The organism is Streptomyces sp. NPDC047043, from assembly GCF_040644055.1.
GTDB lineage: Bacteria > Actinomycetota > Actinomycetes > Streptomycetales > Streptomycetaceae > Streptomyces.
In genome coordinates, this window is the sequence record NZ_JBEYVO010000004.1 from 200,350 (window position 1) to 225,723 (window position 25,374).

The window sequence follows — 25,374 nt, forward strand, 5'->3', positions numbered from 1 at the left end:
GCTACACCTTCTCCGTGGTCGGTCGGCCCAGCAGGCCTTCGGGTTTGAAGACCATCAGCAGGATGAGGATGGTGAAGACGACGCTCTGGGACCACCGCTGTCCGAACCCGTAGGGCAGGCCGTCGTTGAACCCCTGGATGACGCCGATGAGCAGGCCGCCCAGCACGGCGCCGGTGATGTTGCCGATGCCCCCGAGGACCGCGGAGGTGAAGGCGATGAGTCCCATCTGGTATCCCAGGTTGTACGCCGTGGTGCCCACGACCTGCTGGTACATGACGCCCGCGGTACCGGCCAGGGCCCCGCCGAGCAGGAACGTGAAGGAGATGGTCCGGTTCACGTTGACGCCCATCAACCGGGCGGCGTCCTGGTCCTGGGCGACGGCCCGCATCGCCTTGCCCTGCCTGGTGCTGGTGACCACCCACCTCAGCAGCAGGAGGACCGGCACGGTCACCACGACGACGGCCAGCAGGCTGTAGTCGACCTTGAAGCCGCCGAACCCGAAGTCTCCTTCGGGCAGAACCGAAGGCCATTGCTTGGGCGTCGAGCCGTTCCACTTCAGGCCGACGAACTGCAGGATGAAGCTCATGCCGACCGCGGTGATCAGCGGGGCGAGCTTGGGAGCCCGCCGCAGGCGCCGGTAGGCCACGAACTCCAGGGTCACGTTGACGCCGCCGCAGAAGGCCATGGTGGCGACCAGCGTGACCAGGAAGAGCACCCAGCCGAGGAGATTCGACTGGTCCGCGCCCATGACGGTGGTCAGGAAGAATCCGCTGAAGAGGGCCCCGAGCATGAACAGGTCGCCGTGGGCGAAGTTGATCAGCTCGATGATGCCGTAGACGAGGGTGTAGCCGAGCGCGATGAGCGCGTAGAGCATCCCGTTGCTGAATCCCTCAGCGCCCGCCGAGAAGAACTGGGACGGTGAGTGGATCAGGTTGACGGCCAGCCAGACGACGACGCCGAAGAGGATGACGTACGTGGCATAGCGTTGGAAGACCGCCTTGCGGTCGATCGTGGAGGGCGCCACGACGCTGGTAGCAGTTGCTGCCATGAAGGTCCTCGCGAGGGGTGAGGTGACGATGCGGGGGACCGGCCGCAAAGCCGGTCCGGGGCGGGCGGCACCCGGTCGGATGCCGCCCGCCCCGCGGGCCTCAGGTCAGCTGGTGACGGGCCACGGCTTCAGGAAGTTCTCGGTGTCGTTCTTGACGTTGATCACCGAGATGTCCAGGACGTCGACGTCACCGGTCTTCGGGGAGATGGTGAGCTTCTTGCCCACGGCCGACACGTCGGCCGGGATGCTGATCCCGCTGCCCGAGAACACCTGGTCCCGGATGCTCTTGCGGGTCCCGTCGGATCCCTCGATCGCCTTCAGCATCACCTGCAGGGCCTCCACCGCGTAGAGCGCGTAGTTGGTGGCCGGGTCGGCGCCGTACTTCTTCTTGTAGGCGTTGAGCAGTTTCGCGCCGACGCCGCCCTGCTCGCGCAGGGTCGTGGTGGTCAGGCCCGCGAAGGTGAGGTACGAGCCCTGGGCCTGCGCCAGCTTGTCGAAGTCCGGGTAACCGCTGAAGCCGTCGGGGGCGATGAGCTTCACCTTGGAGTTGTCGCCGAGGACCTTGACCTTGTCCTTGACCAGCTGGCCGCCGTTGTTGTCGAAGATGCCGCCGAGGTAGACGCAGTCCGGGTTCGTCGCCTTGATGCTGGTGAACAGCGCGGTGTAGTTGGGCTGCTTGAGGTCCCAGGCCTGGTTGCCGAGCACCTTGATGCCCTGCTTCTTCGCCTCGTCCGCGAACGCCTTGGCAACTCCCTGACCGTAAGTCTGGTTGTCATTGAGGACGTAGCACTTCTTGACGCCGAGGTCCTTGGCGGCGAACTGGGCTCCCGCCGCGCCCTGGTAGTCGTCGGTCGCAATGACACGGGCGTAATTGCGCTTTCCGGACGGGAAATACTTCTCCGGCTCGCCCGGGTCCCAGGTCTTTGTCAGACCGGGGTTGGTGTTCGCGTGGGACACCATCAACATGGGGCCGCTCGGGTCCTGGTTCAGAACCGGTACCTCGATCTTCGCACAGCCGGAGTTGTAGGTGCCCATGACCGCGACCTCATCGGAGTTGGCCACGTGGTCCTGCGCGTTCTTGGCGCAAGTCGCGTCGTCCCAGGCGCCCTTGGCGGCCGTCGAGTCGTCGTAGACCTTCAGCTTCACCTTGAACTTTCCGGCTTTGCCGCCTATCTGGTTCAGGTAGAGCTGCATCGCGTTGACCGTCGACTCGGACGCGTCCTTCGACGCTCCCTGGAGCGGCAGGTCCACACCGATGACGAGGGTGCCTCCGCTCGACGAGCCGTCGTCCGCGCTGCCCGAGGCATTGCCTCCGCAGGCGCTCAATGCGAGCCCGGTCACCGCGACCATGGCGAAAATCTTGGCTGATCTGGACATCCCACTCCTCATCACCGCAGGTACCGGGGAATTTGGAGTGCCAGTGTTACGAGAGAACACATTCCAATGTTCTCATTGTGTTTCGGAATTGAACTGTGACCGTACTGCGAAGTAGGCAGAAGGCGCGCCAAAGCAGCGGCCCAGCAGGCGTATTGGGCCGATTTGGTCGAACAATGCAGCTGGCAGGAGTGAATTCGTGCTACGCAGCTGTCACTACTGTCGAAATGCTGTGTACAACCCGGACGACGAGTTGTTTCGGTCGCTTGTTTCCTGCCTTATCCGTCTGCTCGCCACCCTTGAATTGCTCGCGGTTGTACGGCACGGCGGGGGCTCCGCGGCACGCACGGCCTGCCACAGCTTGTATGGCAGAGGACAGTAGGGAATCGACCCAAAGCTGTCAATCCTTGGCATCCCTCTTCCCACCCGTCTCAACTGCCGTGGCACAGCCCGAGAAGGAGGGGTGCCGGATGTTCAGGACGGCATCCCCGTGTCGCTCCACTCCGGCCGCCGGATGCCGTGCAGATTGCGGTAGGCGGCCCGGGCCGGCGGGGTCCAGCCGTCCAGCAGGGCGCTGTCCGGGCGGTGGATCTCGATGCCGAGCGGGCGGCACACGTCCAGGGGGTCGCGGGCGTCGGGGCCCCACAAGGGGACCGACAAGTCGCCGCCGGGGCACGTGGACAGGGCGCACAACAGGTCGGTCTCCGCGAAGAACTCGAAGTAGTCGCCCTCGCGCGCGGGGCAGTCCTTCATGAAGTACTGGTCGTCGGCGTTGAGTCCGGTGCACTGGAAGACGTTCAGCACGTCGTGCACGTCGAACTCGGTCAGGCCGTACGGCAGGACGGCCCCTACGAGGTTCGAGTGACAGTGGAAGTCGAAGTCCTCGCCGGTGAGCATACGGTTGACGTACGGGTCGCAGCGCGTGCCCAGCAGGTCGTGCACGCGACCGCCATCGGCGTCGACACCGTAGTCGGCGAGACTGTCGGCGGTGACCGTGAACAGTGGCCGCAGGAAGGGCAGGTTGGACCACACCCGGTCGTATGTGGAGATGTGCGCCCGTTGCAGTTGGCGGGTCCGGGCTGCCCACATGCGTTCGCGCGGATCGTGGAGGTTCCACACGTTGAGGTCGCCGACCTGCGGTCCCTCGACGGTGACGATGCGACAAAGGTGGCCCTGCGGCACGGTCCAGGCGCGGCCGGAGCGGATCGGTACCTCGAAGGCCTCCACCAGTTCGTGGTCTACGCCGGCGAAGCGGTTGTAGAAGTCGCGGTCGACGTCGAGGGCGCCGCCCTCGGCCGCCCGGTAGGCGGCTGCGGCCTTGGAAGGCTGTGAGGTCATGGGAGCGTGCCTTTCGTCCGGGAGTCCGCGCGCACGGCGTCCAGCACCTGGCGTTCGGAGTCGTCGAGGTAGAGCCGCAGAGCATCCTTCGCCTCCTGGCGGTGACCGCCACGTACGAGATTGCAGATTTCGCGGTCACGGGCCACCCACGGCGCCTGGAACCCGGCCTCGTCGGCCATGACGGCGAAGGCCAGCCTGAGTTGAGCGACGATGACTCGGAAGAAAGCGTCCATGCGGTGGCTGCCCAGCAGTGCGACCAGGGCCTGGTGGAAGCGCAGGGAGGACGTGCCGACCTCGTTCCACGCCTCGGCGGTGACCGCGGCCTCCGCCGCGGCGACCGTCGCCTCCAGCGCGTCGAGCAACGGCTCGGCAGCGAGCGGGCTTTCATCGACGGCGGCCAGCTCGATGGCGCGGCGGACGATGAAGATGTCCCGCACGTCCGTCGCCGAGAGCGTCGTCACCGCCGTGCCCTTGTGCAGCCGCTGCACCACCAGGCCCTCGTCGTGCAGGGTGCGGAAAGCTTCCCGCAGCGTGTTCCGCGACACCCCGAACTCGGCTGCCAGCGCCACGTCCCGCAGGGGCGTGCCAGGCGGCAGCCGCCCCGCGACGATCCGCTCGCGCAAGGCACCGGCCACCCCGGCGAAGCGGCCGACATCCGTGCTGATCTGCGACATGGCGCCAGGGTAGCGCAGAAGTGTTGAACAATAAATACCACGTCACACGGCGGATGCCACCACAAAACACCCTGAATATCCCCCGATTGTTGAACAGTTTCGGGACGAGGCCGCGCCGCTGGACAGGAGAGCCGCATGCCCGACCCGATCCGCACGGTGTCCGGCACCGGTGTCCCCCGCTTCGCCGGATCCGGACCCTTCGCCCGGGTACCCGAGATCGACCGGGTCGGCGACTACGACGTGGCGGTGCTCGGTTCGGCCCCCATGGCCGTGCGCCAGGCGTCCGCCATCTCCGCCCCGGACACCACGTCGAGTTGGGGGACGCGGTCCGCCGGCACCGCCTCGCCCACAATCCGGCCAGCCCGCCGGCCCTGCGGCGGCCGCACGCGCCGGAGCGCGGTCCGCTTCCTCCGGCACTGTCACCAGGCCGACCCTGACATGGCCGACCTGTTCGAGTTCCTCATCGGCACCGGCCTGCGCAAGGACGAGGCCCTCGGCCTGCACTGGGACGACGTCCACCTCACCGAAGGTGTGTTGCATGTGCGGTACACGCTCTCCGCCATCGACAACAACCATCTTGTGATCACCGCGCCCAAGACCTGTTCCAGCAGGAACTTGGTGGCCATCTCACCCCGCGTCGCCGCCGCCCTCCGACACCGAGCCCGCTCCAGGAATCGCACCCACAGAAGCCCGGGCGATCCGTTCGCCGCGCTGGTCTTCTGTCGACCCGACGGTCGGCCGCTGCGGCCGCACTGCGTCCTCGACCGGCTCCGGCAACTGTCCGACGAAGCGGGTGTTCCCCGGGTGACCGGATCGCGTCCCATGAAGTGGTGTAGCCGGGCAGGAGCCCGGAACGCGCGGGTGTCTGCCCGGGGCGTACATCCGCTGGCGGTGCATGCTCCCTGAACAAGGGCAGGCCATCGCGCAAGTCTCCCTGGTGAACGGCCAGTTCAACCGGAGGAGCACGCGATGGCCTTGTCCCAGTCTGAGCTGATGCGGCTGCTTGAGTCACTACGTCGGGCCGACGGAGTTGAAGCAATCAGGGTGGTGTGCGAGCGCATCCTGCAGGAGCTGATCGAGGCCGAGGCCACCGATGTGATCGGTGCACAGCCACGCGAGCACGCCGAGACGCGCAGGACCTGGCGCAATGGACACCGCGAGAGGCTGCTGACCACGCAGGCCGGTGACCTGGACCTGAAGATCCCGAAGGTGCGGAGTGGGTCGTTCTTCCCATCGTTGCTGGAACGCCGGCGGCGGATCGACCGGGCATTGTTTGCTGTGGTGATGGAGGCATACGTGCATGGTGTCTCGACCCGCTCGGTCGACGACCTGGTCAAAGCACTCGGCGCGGACAGCGGGATCTCCAAGTCCGAGGTCTCCCGCATCTGCGGTGAACTGGACGAGGAACTGACCGCGTTCAAAGAGCGGCCGCTGGATCACACCGTCTTCCCCTACGTGTTCCTGGACGCCACCTACTGCAAGGCGAGGGTCAACCACCGGATCGCCTCGCAGGCCGTGGTCATAGCGACCGGGATCTCCGCCACCGGGCACCGCGAGATCCTGGGACTGATGGTCGGCGACAGCGAGTCGAAGCCGTTCTGGACGAAGTTCCTGCGCAGCCTGCGGGCCCGCGGCCTGGACAACGTCCAGCTGGTCATCTTCGACAGCCACAGCGGTCTGGTCGCCGCGATCCGCACCGTCTTCCTCGGTGCGGCCTGGCAAAGGTGTCGGGTTCACTTCGTCCGGGACGTGTTCTCGGTGATCGAGAGGGGTTCCGGGGAGATGGTCGCCGCCACCATCCGCACGATCTTCGCGCAGACCACCGGCGAGCAGGTCCGCACCCAGCTGAACGTGGTCGCGGACATGCTCGGACGGCAGTTCCCGCAGGTCAAGTCGATGCTGCTGGATGCGGCAACGGACATCACCGCGTTCGCTGACTTCCCGTCGGCGCACTGGAAGAAGATCTGGTCGACCAACCCGCTGGAGCGGCTGAACCGGGAGATCAAACGGCGGGCCGACGTCGTCCAGGTCTTCCCCAACCCCGCCGCCCTGGACCGGCTCGCCGCCGCGGTCCTGGCCGAACTCCACGACGAGTGGCAGGTCTTCGACCGCCGCTACCTCTCCGAAGCCTCCATGGCAGAGCTCTTCACCACCAAGCCAACCGAACCCGAACCGCAGATCACCCCACAACCGGAACCAAAACAGCTGCCGTGACTACACCACCCGGCGGGACATGACCCGGCTTGGTGGGCCGGCGTCAGACACCGGTTCCTCTCGTACACCTTCCCGTCTCGCTGACCGGACCCGCACCATCTGGCAGTACTGGCACGTCCCGGCGTTGTCAGGGCTGCTCCCACCCTCCCCGGCGTCTCCCAGATCAGGCTGCCCTCAGCTTCACCCGACCGCTGCGACGGCCAGGAGTCGAAGGTCTCTCACCCCCGCTCGACTTCAAGCGCCTCGTGGCGCACGTGATCCTCGGCCCAGTCATCACCGATCAGCAGCAACAGACCCTCCCCATCCCGTACTTGACGCAGCAGCGCAGCCTGCGGAAGGCACGGCACGCGGCCTAATGGATCCAGTGCTCACGCCCCGTGGGGCGGGCACGCCACCCCATCAGCGGTCGGGCCTCCCGGCCGATCAGCAGGGGCACGGTCTGACATCAGAAGTCAGTGCTTCCGGCGGCGATAGTGCTCACCTGCTGGCGGCTACGGAACCGAGCATTCCCCGATTCCACAGCTCCCATTAGGCGGCACGCTGGCCCTTGGGGCGGGAGGAACGACCGTCGTGACTCAGGGTGGAGCGGCCGGTAGCTGACCGAGCGAGGGGAGTTGCGGGCTCCGCCGGTACCTTGTTCCCTGTGGACGGACAGCTGAGTGACGCGGAACTCGATGAGCTGGTCGAGCACGCCACCGTGGACGCCTACGACGACGAGGAGCAGCTCACCGGCCTCTACACGATGCTCGCGGAGCATCTGGTCGTCCCGTTCAAGACGGTCGTTCTCGGGGTCGAGGTCACCGTGAAGAAGGTGGACCTGCTGCCCGGCAGCCAGATCGTGGCGGTCTGTACGCGAGGCAGGCACCGGCAGGCGATCGGCATTCTCGACCTTCCGTTGCCGGATTCGGCGCCCGAGGGGGCCCAGTGGATCGAGGCCTACCGGCACTGGGGACCGTAAGAGCGCCCGGGTCAGTGGCCGGTCGGTAGCGTCGGCCGGTAGCCCTGATCGGCGAGCCAGGCCCGGGCCCGGCCGTACTGCCGTTCCGCGGAGAACAGCCAGTACCGCTGCAGCTGCGCCGGTGAGGTGGCCAGCATGTCCTTGAAGCGGCGGAACGCTCCTGGGCCCTGGATCGAGATGCCGAGGTAGCGGGCGAGGTCCTGGTCGTCGAGGGTGGTGATGAAGTCCTCCATGTCGCGGTAGGCCTCGCGTGATCCCTCGCATGGGACATGGAGCCACCGCTCGGTGCCTTCGGGTTCGTCCTCGTCCCATGACTCATCGGTGCCGGCGAGGGCGGGTCGGCACTCGCCGGTGTCCAGGTCGATGCGGCCACCGCCCCAGGCCGGGTCGCCTTCGAGCAGACCGGAGAGTTCCTCCAGGTCGACCGACAGCGGCCGCAGCACGCAGTCGGCACCGCCGCCCGCCGTGTCGAGTTGCCGGGCGAGGACCTCGTCGCCGGGCCAGCCCCGTTCGCGCAGGGTGGTGGCGCAGGCGGTCGCTGTCTCCCGGACGCCGGGCACCAACCGGGAAACGGCTGCGGTGAGGGCGTCCCCGCACTGCTGCAGCACCTCGGCCGGGTCGTGCGTACGCAGCAGGGCGAGCAGGGACGGGCCGTTGGCGGTGTGGCACGCGGCGCGGAGTGCCTTCAGCGCGTGGTCGGTCCATGCCTCGGTCATGCCCGCGAGGCTACTACCCCACGTTCTCGGCTGTACTCGACCAGGGGACCCCCATGGCGCGCTGCGAACGCCAGCATCTCCGATGCGACAACGCGCTGGTGAGCACGGCAGACGCTGGTGAGCACGGCAGACGAGTCCCCTTCCAGGCGCCGGCCGCCGACATTCGGGCCCGGAGCCGTGGCCTCGTCGGCACCGTCGGACGGGTGGTCGTACTGGGATGTTTGGTTCGCCGTGGTGTGCGTGGTGGGGTGCGGCGGCGACTGGGACACCCTCGATGAGCGCCTGCCGCGAGAGCGGTCGGGCGGGGTGATGCGCGGGGCGTATCTGGAGCCATTGTGGAGTCATCTACTGGATCTACGGGAGCGTCTTGCAGCGGACGGGCTCGATGCGGCCGAACTGGCCGGACGCGCGGCGCGTGATCCGACGGTCATCGCCCGAGCGTGTGCCAAGGTGTGGAAGCAGACGCTGGAGGGGCGGGCGAAGACGGCGCCTATGCGCCGGAGTCATTCCCGCTCAATCCACACTGCCACCCAGAGCCCACGCCTACCCGGAATCGCCCGCCGGGGCTCACCCTAGGCGCTTGAGTATGACGTCCGGTCAGCTCCCGCCACCTTGCCCGCTGTCCGTCCGAGCAGGCCACCCACCAGCGGCGACGATAGGGTCCGCCGGGTGAGCGAGTACCAGTACTACGAGTTCCAGGCCCTCGACAGGCCGCTCAGCCGCGAGGAGCAGGACCAGCTGCGGGGCGTCTCCAGCCGGGCCCGGATCACCGCCACCAGCTTCACCAACACCTACAACTGGGGGGACCTCAGGGCCAATCCGCGCCGCATGGTCGAGCGCTACTTCGACGCCCACCTGTACGTCACCAATTGGGGCACCCACCGCCTGATGCTCCGCCTGCCCAGGCACGCCCTGAGCCTGCCCACGGTGAAGCCGTACTGCCTCGGCCACCACATCGACGCCTGGACCACCCGCAACCACCTCCTGCTCGACCTCACCAGCGAGGACGAAGGCGGCGACTGGATCGAGGGCGCCGACGACTCATTGGCCGCCCTCATCGGCGTACGCGACGAACTCGCCACCGGGGATCTGCGCCCCCTCTACCTGGCCTGGCTCTCCGCGCTCGCCGCCTGGGAACTCGAGGACGACGACGAAGAGGAGTACTTGTCCTGCCCCGAACCGCCCATCCCGGCTGGCCTCGGCAAATTGACCGCCCCGCAAAGGGCGCTCGCAGACTTCCTGCGTGTGGACGCCGATCTGCTCGCGGCCGCGGCCCAAGCCAGTCCCGCCGCGCCCAAGAAGTCGGCCAAACCCACGAAGAAGGAACTCGCGCCACTGATCACCGCCCTCCCGGAGAAGGAGAAAGACGCCCTGCTCCTGCGGCTCGCCCTCGGCCCCGAACCGCAGCTGCGCACCGAACTCCTGCACCGCCTGCGCGGCACCACCGCCCCCACCGCGATCCCCGGCCGCCGATCCGCCGCCCAACTCCTGGACGCGGCCCACACCCTGCGCACCCAACGCCGACAGCACACCGAACACGAACGAGCCGAAGCCCGCGCCCGGCACCTGACCGCCCTCGCAGGCGAGGCCGAGTCCGCCTGGCAGCGGATCGAGGCACACATCGCCACCAAGAAGACCACCGCCTACGACCAGGCCGTCGCCCTCCTCGCAGAACTGCGCGACGCCTACGCCCACACCGGACGGGACACCGACTTCCACCAGCGCCTGACCCGCCTGCGCGAGGACTACCAACGCCGCCCCGGCCTCATCCACCGCCTCGACCGCCACAGTCTCCGGTAAAGCCCCCGACTGCCGCAGGGTCGAGGAATCCCGGGCAGAACTCCTCAGGGAAGCAGTGTGAACGCAGGAACGTGCTCGGGCACGAGCGCCCGGAAATGCCGGTGGTCGAGCGTCGCGACATCCGTCAGCTTCAGCCGCTCCGCCACAGCGACCACCGAAGCATCCGCCACGCCCAGCGGAAAACCACGGTAGCGGTGCATCAGCTCAGCGATCCGGACCATGTCCTGCGCGTCGGGAAACACCTGCACCAGATCACCGCCAACCACGGACTCCACCAGGTTGACCTCGGCCTCCGCGCCCAGATACTTCCCGACCAGATAACAGCATTCGGTCAGCACATACGGAGTGACCAACAGGTCGCCGTCGTAGGACTCCAGTAGCTCGGCGCACCGCTCGTGATCGGGGTCGTTGCGGTTGAGGAAGGCGACAAGCGGTCCGGTGTCAACGATCAGCATCGTCCTCGCCGATCTCCGCCCGCGCGATGACCTTCGCTCGGGCGCCGAGATCGGTCGCCGGGCCATCGAAGCTCCGCAGTATCCGGAACCGGCTCGGCGCGGGTTTCACAAGACGCAGAGCGTGACGACGCAGCTCCTCCGCCTGCTCGGGCTCCAGTCGATCGATGAGCTCGTGAAGTTCCCTGTAGTCGTACGCCGAGGTCATGGCCGCTTCCTCTCCACCGCGCCGTACGTCCACGATAGCGTTGGCGTCCCGAGCCCGTGACCATGTCAGCATGGCTCCAGATTGATCGTCCGGATCGGGTTCCGCCGAGAGCCCTGCCGCGTCTGCGGCATCCGGGGCCCCGTCTGCCTCGCGCTCTGCGGCACCGCTTGCGGCGTCTCGCTCCCCTGAACCGTCGCTCTCGTCTTCCTTCCTCAGCCGGCTCCCCTCCCCGAACATGGGCAAAAAACACGCCTGCGCGAGCCCGGCCACGTGGAGAGGCAACGGCAGAGACAGGGCGCCGGGTAGTCCAGTGCCTGACGCAGATAGCCCCTGGCGGCGAGCCCGTCGAGGCAGGAGAAACCGGCAGGGATCCGACGCGTTCCGTCGTGTTGTAGAAGTGGGTTTGCGTCGACTCGCCAACCAATCTCGCCAGGCCACGACCCACTCCGACGAAGTCGCTACCCTCGTTCCGCAATCACCCGACTACTGAAGGTCACCACTTTCTTCTCCTGTGTCACGACATCTCACTCAACGTCGTTGTGATCTACGGTTGGGCTCGCACCGCTCACCCAGGGAAGCCGTTGAGGCGGCCATTCAATGTGGCCGAGTCGGACTCTGGCTGTGAGAGCGGTTTCTTGCTCCCCTGGTTGGACGAACACCGGCGGGCGGGGGCGCCGCGCCGCAGGTCGGCCAGGGGGATGGTGAGGCGTGGGTACGTCATCGCGGTGGCCGGGACCTGGTGGTCGTACAGGCTTGGCGGGTGAGTGGACCCGGGTAAGGAAGCGTGCCTCGGCCTGGCGGCCAGACGCGCCTGACTCTTTGGCGCGACTGGACGACGTCGCTGCGGACCACCTGGCTGTACTGCACCGGACTCTCCGCGAAGATCCGGCAGCCTTCGGTCTGTACGAGGCGGCCTGCGCCGCCGGTGAACGACTCACAGCCGCAGCCACAGATGCCGGGGCGCTCAGCCGGGACAGCGACGACTTCGCCGCCCGCTTCACGGCCGCGGTGGGAGGCGAGGGCGGCACGATGGCAGAGGCCGCCGTACGAAGGGCTGCCGCGGCAACTGCCGGGAGGCTTCTGCGGGGACTTGAGCCGCGCCCCGAAGCCAGCGGCACCCCGGGCCGGGGCGGCTTGGCCGGAGATCTGTTCTGCCTCCTCTATCAATGGTTCTTCGCGGATGTGGTGGCCGAGTTCCTGCGCACTGTGATCGCCGAGAAGGTCAAGCTCGTGGTTCCGCTGCTGCCGGCGGTCGATCCCGAGGACCACATTGCCGACTGGGTGGCCGAGCGGGTTCTGCAACTGTTGCCGAATCCGTGCGAGGAGGTAGCGAAGCTGAAGGACGAGGCTGAGCCGGCGCAAGAGGCGATGTCGGCGGTCGAGGATCCGCTGGGCGCTCTGCGCCTCGTGGCAGGGGAGCTCGTTCCGCGGGCGGCGGGGCGGGCGCTGGGGCTGCTCATCGACGCGGCCGGGCAGGAAGACAGCGAATCGGAGAACACACACGGAGAGGAGCCCGCCGCATGACAGAAGAGCAGAGCCGGTTCTTCTGGCTCCTCTATCCGGGCTCCGCAGGTCCACCGGAAGCATGGCGGCCCCTCAGCGACGCCGTGTATTGGGAACGTCTGTCGCGCGCGCCGGACCGCCGTGAGCTGTTCGCCCCGGCCCCGGACTGGGCGGACGATCTTCAGCGGGTGGCGCGCGCCGTCTTCGCCGCGGACCGGTACGCCAACCGCAAGAAAGGCTTCGATCGCTGGACCCGGCACATCGCCCTGTCGGTGCCAGTCTCGGATCCGGGCCGCTGGCAGCGCGCCTTGTCCTCCCTTACCTCGTTACTGGGGACGGTTACAGGAGACCGCTGGGAGCTCTCGTTTCGTCCGTCGGGCGGGGAACTGGTCCGAGGGGGACCGATCTCCTTCCCTGCCGAGCAGTACGCACGTGAAGTCGCCCTATTCTCCGGCGGACTCGACTCCCTCGGCTGGGCGGCCCAGCGCGCCACGGTACGCAGCCCGCACGCCCTGCTCCTTGTCATGTTCGAGGAGCGGAACTTCGAGACGGATCAGGACCGTGTGTACGACGCCGTGTACCGCCTGCGCGAACGCCCCGTACGCCGTCTCGACCAGAGTCAGACGGTTCGCAGCCCACGAGGTGCAGGTATCCGGCTGGAGCGCTCCACACGATCGCGTGGCCTCCTGTACGCAGCGACCGCAGTACACGCTGCGGCGGCGGAGCGCATCCCAGTCGTCCACCTGCCCGAGAACGGACAGCTGGCCCTCAATCCCCCACTCTCCGCCGCTCGGTCGGGGGCCTGCTCGACCCGCTCGGTGCACCCATGGACGCTGCACCACCTCAACGAGGTAATCGCAGAGGTGTCGGGCGGGAATGCGGACGCGGCCTCAGCCTTACGTGTGACAAACCCATTCGAAGCTCTAACGAAGGGCGAAGTGTGCGCGCAGGCGCGGGACGCCGGTTTACCGCAGCAGGTGTTGGAGGCGACACTGAGCTGCGGCGCGCCGCCGGCACGTCAAGCCGATGGCCCCTCGCTCGCTCACTGCGGGCTGTGCTTTCCTTGCTTGGTCCGCCGCTCGGGTCTGCTCCACGCATTTGGAGAGGACCGAACGCCGTACGCCGCCGACCCTTGGGACCGGACCCTGTCCTCCTCCCAGACGAGCAACTGGCGGCAGTTGAAGCGATGGTTGGACACCGAGTGCACGGTTCTGGATCTGGTGGCCGACGCGCCTCTACCTTCGGACGCGCGTCCGGAGGATCTTCTGGAGGTGGTGGAGAGGGGCAGGGACGAGTTACGGACGCTGGTGGCGTGGGCGGACAGCAGGACCGTGCGACAGGCGTCCTGACAACCTGCGGCGTTCAGGCGCGTTGGCGGCATCCACTTATGAAGCCCCTGAAGTCACCATGAGTTGAGAAGCTGCCTCGGACTCGGGAACCGGAACGGTCCAAGGGCTCCGCCACGAACGCGTTGTTCACCGCCCCTCGCTCTCCGACCCAAACGGCACCGCGAACCGTACGATGAAGCCCCCCAACCCCGACACCGCTAGCGCCTCGCCCACCGAAAGGATCAGGAGGCCAGGCGCAGTTTGTCCACCACTCCAGTACGCGACGAGCGCGCTCAGAGGCACGACGCAGAACGCCAGAAGGTCGACGACACATTGAATGATCTTCCGGAACCGGCGGCCGGGATCCTCTCGGTTGGTGAACTCCCACCCGAACGTCTTCTCGACATAGGCCAGTTGAGCTAGACGTGGCCCGAGATCGTTGCGTATGTACCTCCCAATCGCGGTGATCTTCTCGTCGTTTACAAGGTACGTCCACCCGAGCACGACACACACCGGCGGCAAAGCCAGCAGCATCGCCGTCTGCTTCGCCTGCGCCGCAGCGGCAACGACGACCGCGACGACCGTGAGAGTTACATACAGCAGGTTGTCCCGGAACCCGATCCGCGCCTTCTGCTCCTCCTTGATGCTCTGGTATTCGGTTAGCAGCAACCGCCCCAGGGTGACATCCTCCTCCACCATGTCGACCAACCCCTTCCCGGGATATCCAACACGCCCCTCTTGCTAGCCACTTGGCAGTTCCGAAGAAGCGTGTCAAGCACGACTGCCGCCGCGGCCTTCATCGAGATGCAAGATTATTTCAGTGCCCAGACATTCATTCCTCGGGATTTGCCGATCACCGCGCCCGACATCGCCTGCTGCTGGGGGCAGCCGCCCGAGAGCTACCGGGACTGCTGGCTCTGTGACTGCAGCAGCGTCGGCACCAACGCAACTGGCGTGTGGTTGCGTTCAGTCGGCTAGACTGCCGGGCCGCGCGGTCGATGACGGCCGCTGTCCGGGCGGGAATCCTGCGCTCGGAGATCGACGTTTCGGGGACTCGATGGTGAGCACAGGTACCAAAGCAATCGTCGTCCTGACCGCCCTGTCGGGGGAGTACCTGGCGGTCGCCAGGCATCTGAGGGACCTGGAGCGAATCGATCACCCAACGGGCCTGATCTTCGAGCGTGGCGAGCTTCCGGGCACGCCGTGGCAGATCTACATAGCGGAAGCGGGCGAGGGCAACCACGCCGCGGCGACGCTCACCGAACGTGCCATCAGCTGGCTCAGCCCTCGTGCAGTGTTCTTCACCGGCATCGCGGGCGGGCGGAAGAAGGACCTGGCTCTCGGAGACGTCGTCGTCGCCACTCAGGTGTGGGCTTACCAAGGTGGCCGGCAGGAGGCCGACGGTCTCAAAGCGCGGCCGCGGTCCTGGGAGACGACCTTCGAGCTGCAACAGGTCGCGCGTTACGTCGACCGCGGTGCCTGGACCGAGCGCATTTCTCCGCCTCCGGACCCGCTGCCCCGCATTCACCTCAAACCCATCCTGGCCGGTGAGATCGTCCTGGACTCCGCCGGGTCGGAACTGGAGGAGTACCTCGACCGGCACTACAACGGCGCGGCCGCCATCGAGACCGAGGGAGCCGGCTTCGCCAGCGCCGCTCATCTGGCAGGCGGGGTGCCGTTCCTAGTGGTGCGCGGCATCAGCGACCGGGCCAACGGAACCAAGTCGGACTCCGACGCGGCAGGCGGCCAGGAGGCGGCCGCACGTCATGCGGCTGCCGCGACCATGGCGGTCATCGCAGCACTGCCCGCACCGGACAAAAGTGGCAGGCCCGAACGAGATCGCAGCGGGACGGGCGGACAGCAGCAGATCAACCGGGCGGACGGGTCGGGAGTGGTCTATGCAGTTCAGAACGGCAGCCAAACCATCAACCACGGGCCGCAGGGCGGTGACCGGTGAGCGAGGACGCCGAGAAGCTCGGCAGTGGCCAGTCCACGTGCCGCCCGGATGAGCCCGCGCACGTACAGATCAACAGCGCGAGTAACGGCGGCACCGTCTACGCGGTCCAGAACGGCGACCAGATCATCCATCACCACCATGGGCCCGCAGAGCCGGATCCCTGGATGAAACCCGACGACTACCTCCGCAAGGTGAACAAAGGCTCGGTCTACACGCACCGTTGGCGACTCGTCGGGCGCGCACAGACCATGGACAGCCTCGTGTCGTTCGCCAGAAACGAACAAGGACACGTCGCGCTTCTCGTCGGTAGGGGCGGAATCGGGAAGACGAAGATCGTGACGGCTCTGTGCGAGGCGCTGCGCGATGCGGAGCCGGCCATCGAAGTACGTCTGCTCGACTCGCACTCCGCCGTCGGCCCGAGCGGGTTCAAGGAACTGCCGAGCACGGGCAATCTGCTGGTGATCGTCGACGACGCACACGAAGACACCCTCCCTCTGGAAAAGATCGTCTCCGGTGTCCGTAGCGTCAACGGCTCCGCCAACGTGCTGCTCTCCCTGCGGCCCTATGGCATGAACCATGCCCGCCGAGCGCTGGCCCAGGCCGGCCTGCATGCGAGCGAGGCCACCGTCGTCGACATGGGCGACCTGGAGTTCGACGACGCTCTCTCCCTGGCCGGCGAGATCCTGAACGAAGCGGCGCGGCTCCATGCGCCGAGGCTCGCCGCCGCGGCACGGGATTGCCCGCTGCTGATCGTCACCGGCGCGGCCCTGATCAACAGCGGTGACCTGGATCCCCGGAGCTTCGAAGGCGACGAGCAACTCCACCTGGAGCTCACCGACCGGCTCGCCGACGCCCTGACCACCGTTCCGGCATCCTGCCAGGTGCCCGGGGAACTGCTTTCCGCTGTCGCCGCGTTCCAGCCCGTGCGCCTTGCAGAAACGGAGGTCCGTACATCGCTGGAAGCCCTGACCGGGTTTGCCGTTCGACCTCTGCGCGCAGCACTTGGAGACTCTCGAGGACGCCGGGGTGGTGCTGAGCCACGGCCCCACAGTGCGCTTGGTGCCAGATCTGTTGGGCGATGCCCTGCTCGTCAGAGCCGCGCGGCACAGCAGCACCGGGCTTCCCACGGGCTACCTCGTCAGAGCCATGGAGGCAGCCCAAGGCAGTGCGCTGGCCAACCTCGTGGTCAACGCCGGTCGTGTGGACTGGCAACAGGACAGCGGCGCCGGCGGACTGATCGAGCCCCTCTGGGAGCAGATCATGGCAGCGTTCCGTGCCGCAGATGCCCACGAACGGGTGAGTCTCCTGGAAGTTGTCGCTAAGGTCGCCTTCTTCCAGCCGCGGCGCTCCCTTGAGCTGGCCACGTGGGCCATGGGTAATCCCTGCGCTCCCGTCACCGCTGAAGTGGGGTTCGGATTGGCCCACACCTGGACCGATACGGATGTGCGCCATGCCCTAGCCCCCGTCCTCAAGGCCGCTGCCTATCACCTGGAGTTCCTGCCGCAGGCCGCAGCCCTTCTCTGGAACCTGGGCCGAGATGCCCCCCGTCCGATGCCCCAGAATCCCTCGCACCCCATGCGGATTCTGGCGGAGCTCGCCAGCTACACCCGGTGGGGCCCCACCGAATACCAACGGATTCTTATCGCTCAGGTCGAACGCTGGCTGGTCCGCGCACCCGCCGCTCCCTCCGTCCACCAGCCGCTGAGCGTGCTCGCCCCCTTGCTGGCCACGGAGGGGCACGACGAGGTCTGGACGCACGCCACGTGGACCCTGACACTCCGCCGCTACATGCTGGAACCCACCCCTGATGTCCTTGCTATGCGCGACGCAGCCATGGACTTGGCCTTCGCGGAGTTGGGGCACCCGCAACTCGAACGCGCCTCGGCGGCCCGCTCGCTGATCGGAAGCGCACTGAGCCTGCCGCCGGGCGATCTCGGGCCTACGCCGACCGAAGCCGCTCGCCAGCCATGGATCCCTCACCTCGCGAGCACCATCGACCGACTGCACCGGCACGTGAGCGAACACACTCTGGCGCCAGCGATCCTGGTCGCCGTGCGCACCGAGCTACGCTGGCTCGCGCAATACGGCCCCGACGACCTCCGCCGCCCCGCCCTAGCGCTCCTGAACGCGATCCCCACCTCACTGGACAACGAACTCGCCCGAGCACTGCACGGCGGGCCAGCCAACCCGGCCGACTACTCCGACGCCTCGGATTGGCACGCGGCGCAAGAAGCTCTGTTCAGCGACGTGACGGCCACACTCGACGAGTGGACAGACCATCAGATCGCCACGCGCGTCGATGCCTTGCTCAGCGAGAACGACAGCGTCTTCGGCACAGACAGCGGACGGGCCCGACCATTCATCTGGACACTGGTCACCCACCGCCCGTCCGTCGGCGACGCCATCTGTGAACAGGCCATGGCCGCGCCCGAGAGCCCCCTGGCGTCACTGGTGTCGGTCACCCTCGCCGCGCTGGGGAATACCGCAGGCGACCGCGCGGTCCACTGGAGCCAGACGCTCACGGACACGGGGCACACAGAACTCACGCGGGAGGCAGCACACGCCTTCGGCATCCAACGCCGACGCGGCGATCTACTCGACGGCGAGGCGGATCTGCTGCGGAAACTTGCCGCCCACGGAGACAGCATCGTGCGCAGGGCAGCTCTTGGCGCCGTTCACGCCATCGCCTCCGAGCACAAAGACCTAGCCGTCGAACTGCTCACCGCTTCGCTCGCCGCGGAGACGCCGGATATCATCGCGTTCGCCCTGGCCATAGCAGGTCCGCCATACAGCCCGCTGGCCTGGTCGGACCTCGCCAAGGACCAGCAGGAATCGTTCCTCAGCGCCCTGACCAATGCACCGTCCATCGACAGCCACGAGATCGGACTATTCCTCGCCGAACTGGCCCGCACCGAGCCTCTCGCCGTCATCGAACTGCTCGAAACGAGAGTGGAGCGCTACGCGTCCCAGGCAACAGCCGGGCGTTTTCCCCTGCCCTTCCACTGGCAGGTGACACCGCCCTTCCGCGACCACGATGACTTCCCGGCACTACTGCGTCAGATCCGCGACTGGCTCGCCGCCGACCCGGATTCAGCCATCAAGCACTACCTCGGAGCCAACCTCTTTGCGCTCGTCGCCGGCCCCTACGACACCCAGGTCACCGACGTGATCGACGAGTATCTCGACGACAGCGACCCGGTGAAGATCAAGGTCACAGCGGCGATACTGTCCAAGGCCCCCCGGACCCTCGTCTGGGACACCCAGTTCGTACGTCGTTGCCTGCGTGCCGCAGACCGCCACGGAGACACCAGCCTGAACAGCATTAGGGGCGCTCTGCACTCCGCTGTCATCAGCGGAATGCGTTCAGGCACACCCGGAGAGCCCTACCCCGAGGACATCGAGCAACATGCGAAGGCCGCTGAACTAGCCGACGCATGCGCCAAGGGCAGCGTCGAGGGGCAGTTCTACCGCGACCTCGCAGAATCCGCCCTGCACCGTATCCAGCATGAAACAGACGAACTCCCTCCGGACGGCCGCGACTGGTGAGCGCCGCATTCCCGCGACGCCAGCAACCGATCGTCCACAAGGGTGAGTTGGGGACCACGCCGAGTCCCAGATCCTTCGACAAACGACAGTGACCGCAATCTCGTCATTCAAGGCACCGCCCAAAGGGGGCGCCGCTGCTCAACAGCGGCGAACAGTGTCATGTGGTCGTGTCCCCCGTCGTGGTGTAGCCGATCATGGTCCGTCGCTTCCGATTTGAAGCCGTCCGGTACGTGCCGCAGCCAGCCGTCGTGCGATCAACGCTGGTCCCGGCCCGGCAAGCCTCAACAGGGCCTCCGGCGAGGGTGATTCGGGCCGCGACCTGGGGATTCCGCCAGCTTGATCGGCTACACCATTCGGCGGGACACCATCTGTCATGTGACGGCGAGGTGATGGCATCCGCCCACGAGACGCCATGATCCGCCAGCTTCTACGCCGGAGGATGACGCCGCCGTCACCGTGGAGCCACCGCACTCCCCCACCGGAGGTGAGCATCATGGCTCCTCGCTCCCCTGAGCGCGGTCGTCTCTACCGACGGTGCGGCTGCCGCCGCCCCGATGGCCGGCAGTTCGGCGCCAGCTGCCCGAAGCTCAAGGGTCGTTCTCGGCACGGCTCGTGGGCCTTCGCGGTCGGCCTGCCGTCCGCCGACGGCAGGCGCAAGCCGCACTGCCGCAGCGGCTTCCCCACCCGCAAGGACGCGCACGCAGCACTGAAGCACGCCCTGACGCGCGAGGACACCGGACTGAGCTGTCAGGAAGACCTCGCCCTCGCCGTCTACCTGACCGACTGGCTGCGTGCCAAGGAAGAGACGCTCAAGCCCACCACGTTCGTCCGCTACCGCGACTACGTCCGCGCCGACCTCATCCAGGGCATCACCGAGGGAGCCCCGGACGCGGTGCAGGTCAGCGACCGTTTTCACCTGTGGCAGGGGCTGTCGAAGCGGGTCGCGGACATCGCCGCGGCCCACCGCGGCTGCCTGGCCGCCGCGGTACCCGAACCCGAACCGGCCCCACCGCCGCCGGACGAACCGCGCGAGGCGGCCGAGACTCCCGCCCGCCGTCACGCGAAGCGACTGTTCGAGACCGTCCAGGGATACACCGGCACGGCCCGCAGTCTCAGCGCGATAGCCCGCGAACTCGGCTTGAACCGCCGCACCGTGGCCAAGTACGCACGCGCTGCCTGCTGGCAGGAGTGCATACGGCGCACTCCGCCCCGCCGCTCCACGAGCCTCGACCCGTATCTGGAGTATCTGAGGCAGCGGTGGGAGGAAGGCGAGCACACCGCGACCGTGCTGCACCAGGAGATTGCCGCGAAGGGCTACCGCGGCCACTACCAGCGGGTCAAGATGGCCATCGCGCCGCTCCGCCGCGGTCTGCCGATCGACACACCGCGCGAGCGGCCACCCTCGCCCCGCCACGTCGCCCGGTGGATCACCACCACACCGCCCCGGCGCGGCCTGCACGCCACCGAGGCACTCCGTCAGCTGCTGGAACACTGCCCGGAGCTCGACCAAACCCACACTCTGGTAAGGCAGTTCGCGGCCATGCTCGATGCCCGCGACGCCGCCCCGCTGCCGGACTGGCTCGACCACCTCGCGGCCTCCGGCCTGCCTGCCTTGGCGAGCCTGGCCAACGCCATTCGCGAAGACCAGCCGGCAGTCGTGCAGGGCATCACCACCCCGTTCAACTCCGGCGTCAACGAAGGCCGCATCACGGATCTGAAGCTCCAGAAGAGGATCATGGCCGGCCGCGCCGGCGTTCCACTCCTGCGCCACCGCGTCGTCCTCATGGCCCACCTCCGACGCCGCTACCCGTGACGGAGCGTCACCGGCGCACGGTGGCACAGCCCCGTTTCACGGAAATCTTGCCAGGGCCAGAGAAGTCCGTACGCCGACACCACACTCTCCAGTGCGCTCGGCTCCGCCGTGCGTGCCGGCTGATCGCGGACAATCCGTGCCGGCACGCGATGCTGCCGCGGCCGGCGGCGCAGGAGCGGATCTGTTGGAACCCCACCCAGGCGGCTGCGTTCCTGCGGCACAACCATGCCCACTACGGCGACCAGCTGGCCGACCTGTTCGAGCTGCTGCTCGGCACCGGGATGCGCCGCGGCGAGGCCCTTGGCCTGCACTGGACGGATGTCCACCTGCCGGAGAAGACGCTGCTGGTGCGGTGGAACCTCACGGCCGTCAACAACAACCGGCTCTTCCTCGGCCACCCCAAGACCAGGGCGAGCCAGAACTGTGTGAGCCTGTCTCCACGCGTCGTCGCCGCGCTGGAGCGCCAGGCCGCCCTCGCCCGGGCCGGCCAGCCCCCGGGCACCCCCTTGGAAGGCCTGGTGTTCTGCCAGCCGGACGGCTCCCCGCTGCGCCCGCGGGGCATCCTCACCGAGCTGCGCCGACGCTCTGAGGAGATCGGCCTTACCCGGATCGGCATCCACGACCTGCGCCATACCGCCGCCACCATCATGATCAGCTCACGGGTTCCACTGGCCGTGGTCTCCAAGACGCTGCGCCACTCGACGCTGTCCACCACGGTCAACCTCTACGGCCACCTGCTGCCCCACGCCGCCCGCGACGCCGTCACCGCCATCGACAAGGCGCTCACACGCGCCGACCGCAAACACCACCACCAGACCGCCGCAGCGTCACAAGATCGGGCGGCTTGAGAACCGGCCGCCCGGGTGGCCAGGGGTTGCCATCACGCCGCCATCACGTGTCACACGAACGCATCCAGCGGGCCTGCCGTTTCCGGCAAACCCGCTGGTGAACACCGTCGGGACGACAGGATTTGAACCTGCGACCCCTTGACCCCCAGTCAAGTGCGCTACCAAGCTGCGCCACGTCCCGGTGCACTTCCCGCGGCGGACCGCGGGATTGCGCAGGTCAACTTTACCGTACGTACACCGGTGTTCTCACCGGGGCGGTCGCCGCACACGGTGGCCGGGCCGGCCCGGCGGGCCGGGTCGGCCCCGGGGGTCAGTGGAAGGTCCGGGTGTCAGCTGCCGGTGCCCGTCGGGACCGCCTCCGGTTCGGCGTGCTTCGCGTCGGCCACGGCTCGGGACGGACCGGTGAGGCGGCCGCTGCGGGCCGTCGGCACCAGGAGTGCCGCCAGCGCCGCCGCCAGGCACAGCACCGCCAGCAGGGCGAAGCCGTGGGTGTAGCCGGAGGCGTACGGCAGGCCGGAGGGCTGGAGGTGGCCGGTGACCAGGACGCTGGTCACCGCGGCGCCGATGGAGCCGCCGATGGTGCGGATGTTGGCGTTCATGCCGGTCGCGGCGCCGGTCTGGGAGGCCGGGACGCTGCCGACGATCAGGTTGGCCATCGAGGCGAAGGCCAGTCCGATGCCGAGGCCGAACACGCCCGAGACCAGGGCGACTTGCCACTGCGCGGAGTGCCAGAGGGCAAGGAGGCCCAGGGCGAGGGCGCCCAGCGCGGCACCGGTGGTCAGCAGTGCCTTCGCGCCGACGGCCGGTTCCAGGCGGCCGCTGAGGATGCCGGAGCAGAACATCGCCACCAGCATCGGCAGCATCAGCAGCCCGGAGGCCGTGACGCTGGCGCCGAAGCCGTACCCCGCGGCTGCGGGCGTCTGGACGAAGGCCGGCAGGAAGGACCACAGCGAGTACATGCCCGCACCGAACAGCAGCGCGGCGGTGTTGGTGGTCCACACGGCGGGCAGCCGCATCACGCGCAGGTCGATCAGCGGGTTGCGGGAGCGGGCCTCGGCCAGCAGCCACCCGGCGAACAGGACCACGGCCGCGGCGAACAGGCCGATCACACGGGCCGAACCCCAGCCCCACTTGCTCGCCTGGCTCAGCGGCAGCAGCAGGGTCACCAACCAGGCCGACAGCAGGCCGGCGCCGAGCCAACTGACCTTGCCCTCGGCCCTGCTGGGCGACTCGGGAACGTATCGCACGGCGATCAGCACAGTGATCGCGACGACGCCGACCGGGATCCAGAACAGCCAGCGGTAGTCGAGCGCGGACACGATCGGTCCGGCCGCGACGATGCCGACGCCGCCGCCCGCGGCGATCACGGCGGACAGGTTGCTGATGCTGCCGCTGACCTCGGACGGGGCGAACTCGTCGCGGATGATCCCGAAGGAGAGCGGGAAGAGCGCACCGCCTACGCCCTGGACGACCCGGGCGACGATCAGTACGCCGATGGTCGGGGCGAGCGCGGCCAGCAGACAGCCGAGCAGCACGACGAACAGGACGGCGACGAGGGTGCGCTTCTTGCCGATCAGGTCGCCGACGCGGCCGAGGATCGGGGTGAAGACGGAGGCGGACAGCAGGTAGGCCGTCATCACCCAGGTCGCGGTGGACTGGGAGGTGTGCAGCGCGTGCTGGACGGTCGGCAGGGCCGGCGCGATCAGCGACTGCAGCATGGCGAACACACCGGCACCGGTCGCGAGGACCGCGAAGGTGAGACGGGTGGACTTGCGGGGCATGAAAAGGCCTCTCCGAACGAACGGGGTGCGGCCGAGGTTCTCGGGCCACGGTCGTGCGGACCCGTTTCGCCGCTCGAGCGGCACGGGCACGCCGACGGCCGCGGTGAGCGGTCGCGGAAAGGTACGGGGGGCCTCGCACTGCTAAAGTGGAGGCATACCTCCACTGTAGCGGAGGCTCACCTCCGGTTCAACCCGTACCGCCCCGGGAGGCAGCAGTGACGGCTCAGCCGTTCCCCGTCCGCGAGATCGTGGCGTCCCGCCGACCGCACCGGAAGGACGCGGCGCGCAACTACGACGCCCTGCTGGGCGCGGCGCGCGAGGCCTTCGCCGAGCACGGCGCCGACGCGTCCCTGGAGGACATCGCGCGCCGTGCGGGCGTGGGCATCGGCACCCTGTACCGGAACTTCCCGTCCCGCCGCGAGCTGTTCGAGACCGTGTACGCGGACGAGGTCAACGAGCTGGTCCGGGTCGCCGAGGAGGTCGCCGGACTGGAGCCGTGGGAGGCGCTGACCTCCTGGCTCACCCGGTTCACCGGGTACATGGTGACCAAGCGGGCCGTCCGCGAGGCCCTCGACGACGAGTCCGAGATCTTCGAGGCCTGCCGCGAGTCGATGTACGCCGCCGGGGGTCCGCTGTTCGAGCGGGCCCAGGAGGCCGGCGTGGCCCGCAAGGACATGGACTTCGGGGACCTGCTGCGCATGGTCTCGGGCATCACCGGCACGGTCTTCGTCGACGACGCCCAGCGGGACCGGGTGCTGGCGATCGCGCTGGACGGGGTCCGCGCTGCACGCTGACCCGACAACGATCTAGCCAGTTCTTGCGTGACTCAAGTAACTTGACCGCATGTCCTTCCTGGCCCGGCCGGCAGTGGCCGTACTCGTCGCCAAGGCGATGCAACGCATGACGCAGTTCGCCGACGGGCGCCCTTCGGGCCGCGGCTCTGCCGCGGCCTCCCATGCTCGCTTCCCTGAATTCCCGCGCAACACAAGCGAGTTGACGATCCCCACGTCCATCGTCCCCGCTCGCGCCACGGTCTACCGGCCCGCGACCAAGAGCGCCGGGCGGCCGCCCGTGCACGTCAACTTCCACGGTGGCGGCTACGTCATGACGCTGACGGAGCTGGACGACCCGCTGTGCCGCTTCCTCGCCGCCGAGGCGGACGCGGTCGTGATCAACGTGGACTACGCCGTCGCGCCGCAGCATCCGTTCCCGGCGCCGCCCCGGCAGGCGTACGAGGTGGTTCGCTGGGTCGCGGAGAACGGTGCCGAGCACGGCTGGGACGGCGGTCGGCTGACCGTGGGCGGGCAGAGTGCCGGGGGCGGGCTCGCGGCGGCCGTGGCGCGGCAGGCGCTGGAGGAGGGCGGGCCCTCGATCGCGCTGCAGGTGCTGCACTATCCGCCGCTCGACCTGGCGACGAACGCCCGGAGCAAGCGCGCGGCCGTCGCCAAGCCCACGCTACGGCCCTGGATGGCCGACGTCTTCGACACCTCGTACGTCCCGGACATCGAGCAGCGCGGCGACCGGCTGGTCTCGCCCGCCCATCCGTCGGACACGGCGGACCTCACGGGTATCGCCCCGGCCCTCGTCGTCACGGCCGAGTTCGACCTGCTGAAAGCGGAGGCGGTGGCCTACACGGACCGCCTGCGGACGGTGGGCGCGTTGGTGGCGCACCACGACGTGGCCGGAGCCGACCACGGATACGACACCTCGGACGACGAACGCGCCAGGAATACCTACGCTCTGATCGCACGCCACATCCGGCAGGTCGTCAATGCCGAAGCGCCCGACGTCGGTTGAGCGTCGGGCCTTGTGGCAG

21 protein-coding genes and 1 tRNA gene are annotated in these 25,374 nt (G+C 68.0%); 12 read left to right on the top strand and 10 right to left on the bottom strand.

Annotation, left to right across the window (positions count from 1 at the left end):
- Position 1: 1 nt before the first annotated feature.
- From ABZ880_RS08075 to ABZ880_RS08090, 4 genes are all read right to left on the bottom strand, one after another.
- Positions 2–1,048, bottom strand: coding sequence for a branched-chain amino acid ABC transporter permease (locus tag ABZ880_RS08075; RefSeq protein ID WP_361258701.1), 1,047 nt, complete (start codon positions 1,046–1,048; stop codon positions 2–4).
- A 105-nt stretch (positions 1,049–1,153) separates the two neighbouring features.
- Positions 1,154–2,425: a branched-chain amino acid ABC transporter substrate-binding protein gene (locus ABZ880_RS08080; protein WP_361258704.1), complete on the bottom strand. Its 1,272-nt coding sequence runs from the start codon at positions 2,423–2,425 to the stop codon at positions 1,154–1,156.
- Between the two features lie 471 nt (positions 2,426–2,896).
- Positions 2,897–3,760, bottom strand: a complete 864-nt coding sequence (locus ABZ880_RS08085) for a DUF1989 domain-containing protein (RefSeq protein WP_361258706.1) — start codon at positions 3,758–3,760, stop codon at positions 2,897–2,899.
- Entirely contained in the window at positions 3,757–4,434 is a 678-nt protein-coding gene (locus ABZ880_RS08090; RefSeq protein ID WP_361258709.1) for a GntR family transcriptional regulator, read from the bottom strand. The genes ABZ880_RS08085 and ABZ880_RS08090 overlap by 4 nt, the downstream gene beginning before the upstream one ends.
- 135 nt (positions 4,435–4,569) lie before the next feature.
- Between ABZ880_RS08090 and ABZ880_RS08095 the strand changes: the two genes are divergently transcribed.
- The 3 genes from ABZ880_RS08095 to ABZ880_RS08105 all read left to right on the top strand — a co-directional run bounded on the left by ABZ880_RS08095 (position 4,570) and on the right by ABZ880_RS08105 (position 7,606).
- Entirely contained in the window at positions 4,570–5,340 is a 771-nt protein-coding gene (locus tag ABZ880_RS08095; RefSeq protein ID WP_361258712.1) for a tyrosine-type recombinase/integrase, read from the top strand.
- Between the two features lie 63 nt (positions 5,341–5,403).
- Positions 5,404–6,648, top strand: coding sequence for an IS256 family transposase (locus ABZ880_RS08100; protein WP_361258715.1), 1,245 nt, complete (start codon positions 5,404–5,406; stop codon positions 6,646–6,648).
- Between the two features lie 643 nt (positions 6,649–7,291).
- Positions 7,292–7,606 carry a hypothetical protein gene (locus tag ABZ880_RS08105; RefSeq protein ID WP_361258718.1) on the top strand — a complete coding sequence of 105 codons (315 nt, stop codon included), beginning with the start codon at positions 7,292–7,294 and terminating at the stop codon, positions 7,604–7,606.
- A gap of 11 nt (positions 7,607–7,617) precedes the next feature.
- On the opposite strand, the gene ABZ880_RS08110 is transcribed toward ABZ880_RS08105, so the two are convergent.
- Complete coding sequence (locus ABZ880_RS08110) at positions 7,618–8,322, bottom strand: UPF0158 family protein (protein ID WP_361258721.1); 705 nt, start codon at positions 8,320–8,322, stop codon at positions 7,618–7,620.
- A 669-nt stretch (positions 8,323–8,991) separates the two neighbouring features.
- Between ABZ880_RS08110 and ABZ880_RS08115 the strand changes: the two genes are divergently transcribed.
- Positions 8,992–10,122: a hypothetical protein gene (locus ABZ880_RS08115; protein ID WP_361258724.1), complete on the top strand. Its 1,131-nt coding sequence runs from the start codon at positions 8,992–8,994 to the stop codon at positions 10,120–10,122.
- 44 nt (positions 10,123–10,166) lie between these two features.
- Here the strand turns inward: ABZ880_RS08115 and ABZ880_RS08120 are convergent, their stop codons facing one another.
- Positions 10,167–10,577 carry a PIN domain-containing protein gene (locus ABZ880_RS08120; protein WP_361258727.1) on the bottom strand — a complete coding sequence of 137 codons (411 nt, stop codon included), beginning with the start codon at positions 10,575–10,577 and terminating at the stop codon, positions 10,167–10,169.
- A complete protein-coding gene (locus ABZ880_RS08125; protein ID WP_361258730.1) occupies positions 10,564–10,782 on the bottom strand; it encodes a hypothetical protein in 219 nt (72 codons plus the stop codon). Before ABZ880_RS08125 ends, ABZ880_RS08120 begins: the two co-directional genes overlap by 14 nt.
- 819 nt (positions 10,783–11,601) lie before the next feature.
- Here ABZ880_RS08125 and ABZ880_RS08130 point away from each other — a divergent pair.
- Positions 11,602–12,306, top strand: coding sequence for a hypothetical protein (locus ABZ880_RS08130; RefSeq protein WP_361258733.1), 705 nt, complete (start codon positions 11,602–11,604; stop codon positions 12,304–12,306).
- Positions 12,303–13,634, top strand: coding sequence for a hypothetical protein (locus ABZ880_RS08135; RefSeq protein WP_361258736.1), 1,332 nt, complete (start codon positions 12,303–12,305; stop codon positions 13,632–13,634). The genes ABZ880_RS08130 and ABZ880_RS08135 overlap by 4 nt, the downstream gene beginning before the upstream one ends.
- 126 nt (positions 13,635–13,760) lie before the next feature.
- On the opposite strand, the gene ABZ880_RS08140 is transcribed toward ABZ880_RS08135, so the two are convergent.
- Complete coding sequence (locus tag ABZ880_RS08140; protein ID WP_361258738.1) at positions 13,761–14,312, bottom strand: hypothetical protein; 552 nt, start codon at positions 14,310–14,312, stop codon at positions 13,761–13,763.
- 358 nt (positions 14,313–14,670) lie between these two features.
- Here ABZ880_RS08140 and ABZ880_RS08145 point away from each other — a divergent pair, with 358 nt between their 5' ends.
- The 4 genes from ABZ880_RS08145 (at position 14,671) to ABZ880_RS08160 (ending at position 21,777) form a co-directional block, all read left to right on the top strand.
- Positions 14,671–15,570 (top strand): 5'-methylthioadenosine/S-adenosylhomocysteine nucleosidase, encoded by a 900-nt coding sequence (locus tag ABZ880_RS08145; protein ID WP_361258741.1) that lies wholly within the window; start codon positions 14,671–14,673, stop codon positions 15,568–15,570.
- 1,146 nt (positions 15,571–16,716) lie between these two features.
- Entirely contained in the window at positions 16,717–19,116 is a 2,400-nt protein-coding gene (locus tag ABZ880_RS08150) for a hypothetical protein (RefSeq protein ID WP_361258743.1), read from the top strand.
- 493 nt (positions 19,117–19,609) lie between these two features.
- Complete coding sequence (locus tag ABZ880_RS08155; RefSeq protein ID WP_361258746.1) at positions 19,610–20,929, top strand: hypothetical protein; 1,320 nt, start codon at positions 19,610–19,612, stop codon at positions 20,927–20,929.
- Positions 20,930–21,078: 149 nt separating this feature from the next.
- Positions 21,079–21,777 (top strand): site-specific integrase, encoded by a 699-nt coding sequence (locus ABZ880_RS08160; protein WP_361258749.1) that lies wholly within the window; start codon positions 21,079–21,081, stop codon positions 21,775–21,777.
- 107 nt (positions 21,778–21,884) lie between these two features.
- On the opposite strand, the gene ABZ880_RS08165 is transcribed toward ABZ880_RS08160, so the two are convergent.
- Positions 21,885–21,958: transfer RNA gene (locus tag ABZ880_RS08165), tRNA-Pro, on the bottom strand.
- 148 nt (positions 21,959–22,106) lie between these two features.
- Positions 22,107–23,558 (bottom strand): MFS transporter, encoded by a 1,452-nt coding sequence (locus ABZ880_RS08170; protein WP_361258752.1) that lies wholly within the window; start codon positions 23,556–23,558, stop codon positions 22,107–22,109.
- Positions 23,559–23,773: 215 nt separating this feature from the next.
- Here ABZ880_RS08170 and ABZ880_RS08175 point away from each other — a divergent pair, with 215 nt between their 5' ends.
- Both ABZ880_RS08175 and ABZ880_RS08180 read left to right on the top strand, forming a co-directional pair.
- Entirely contained in the window at positions 23,774–24,352 is a 579-nt protein-coding gene (locus ABZ880_RS08175; RefSeq protein ID WP_361258755.1) for a helix-turn-helix domain-containing protein, read from the top strand.
- Between the two features lie 49 nt (positions 24,353–24,401).
- Positions 24,402–25,355, top strand: coding sequence for an alpha/beta hydrolase (locus ABZ880_RS08180; RefSeq protein WP_361258758.1), 954 nt, complete (start codon positions 24,402–24,404; stop codon positions 25,353–25,355).
- The last annotated feature ends 19 nt before the right edge of the window (positions 25,356–25,374 follow it).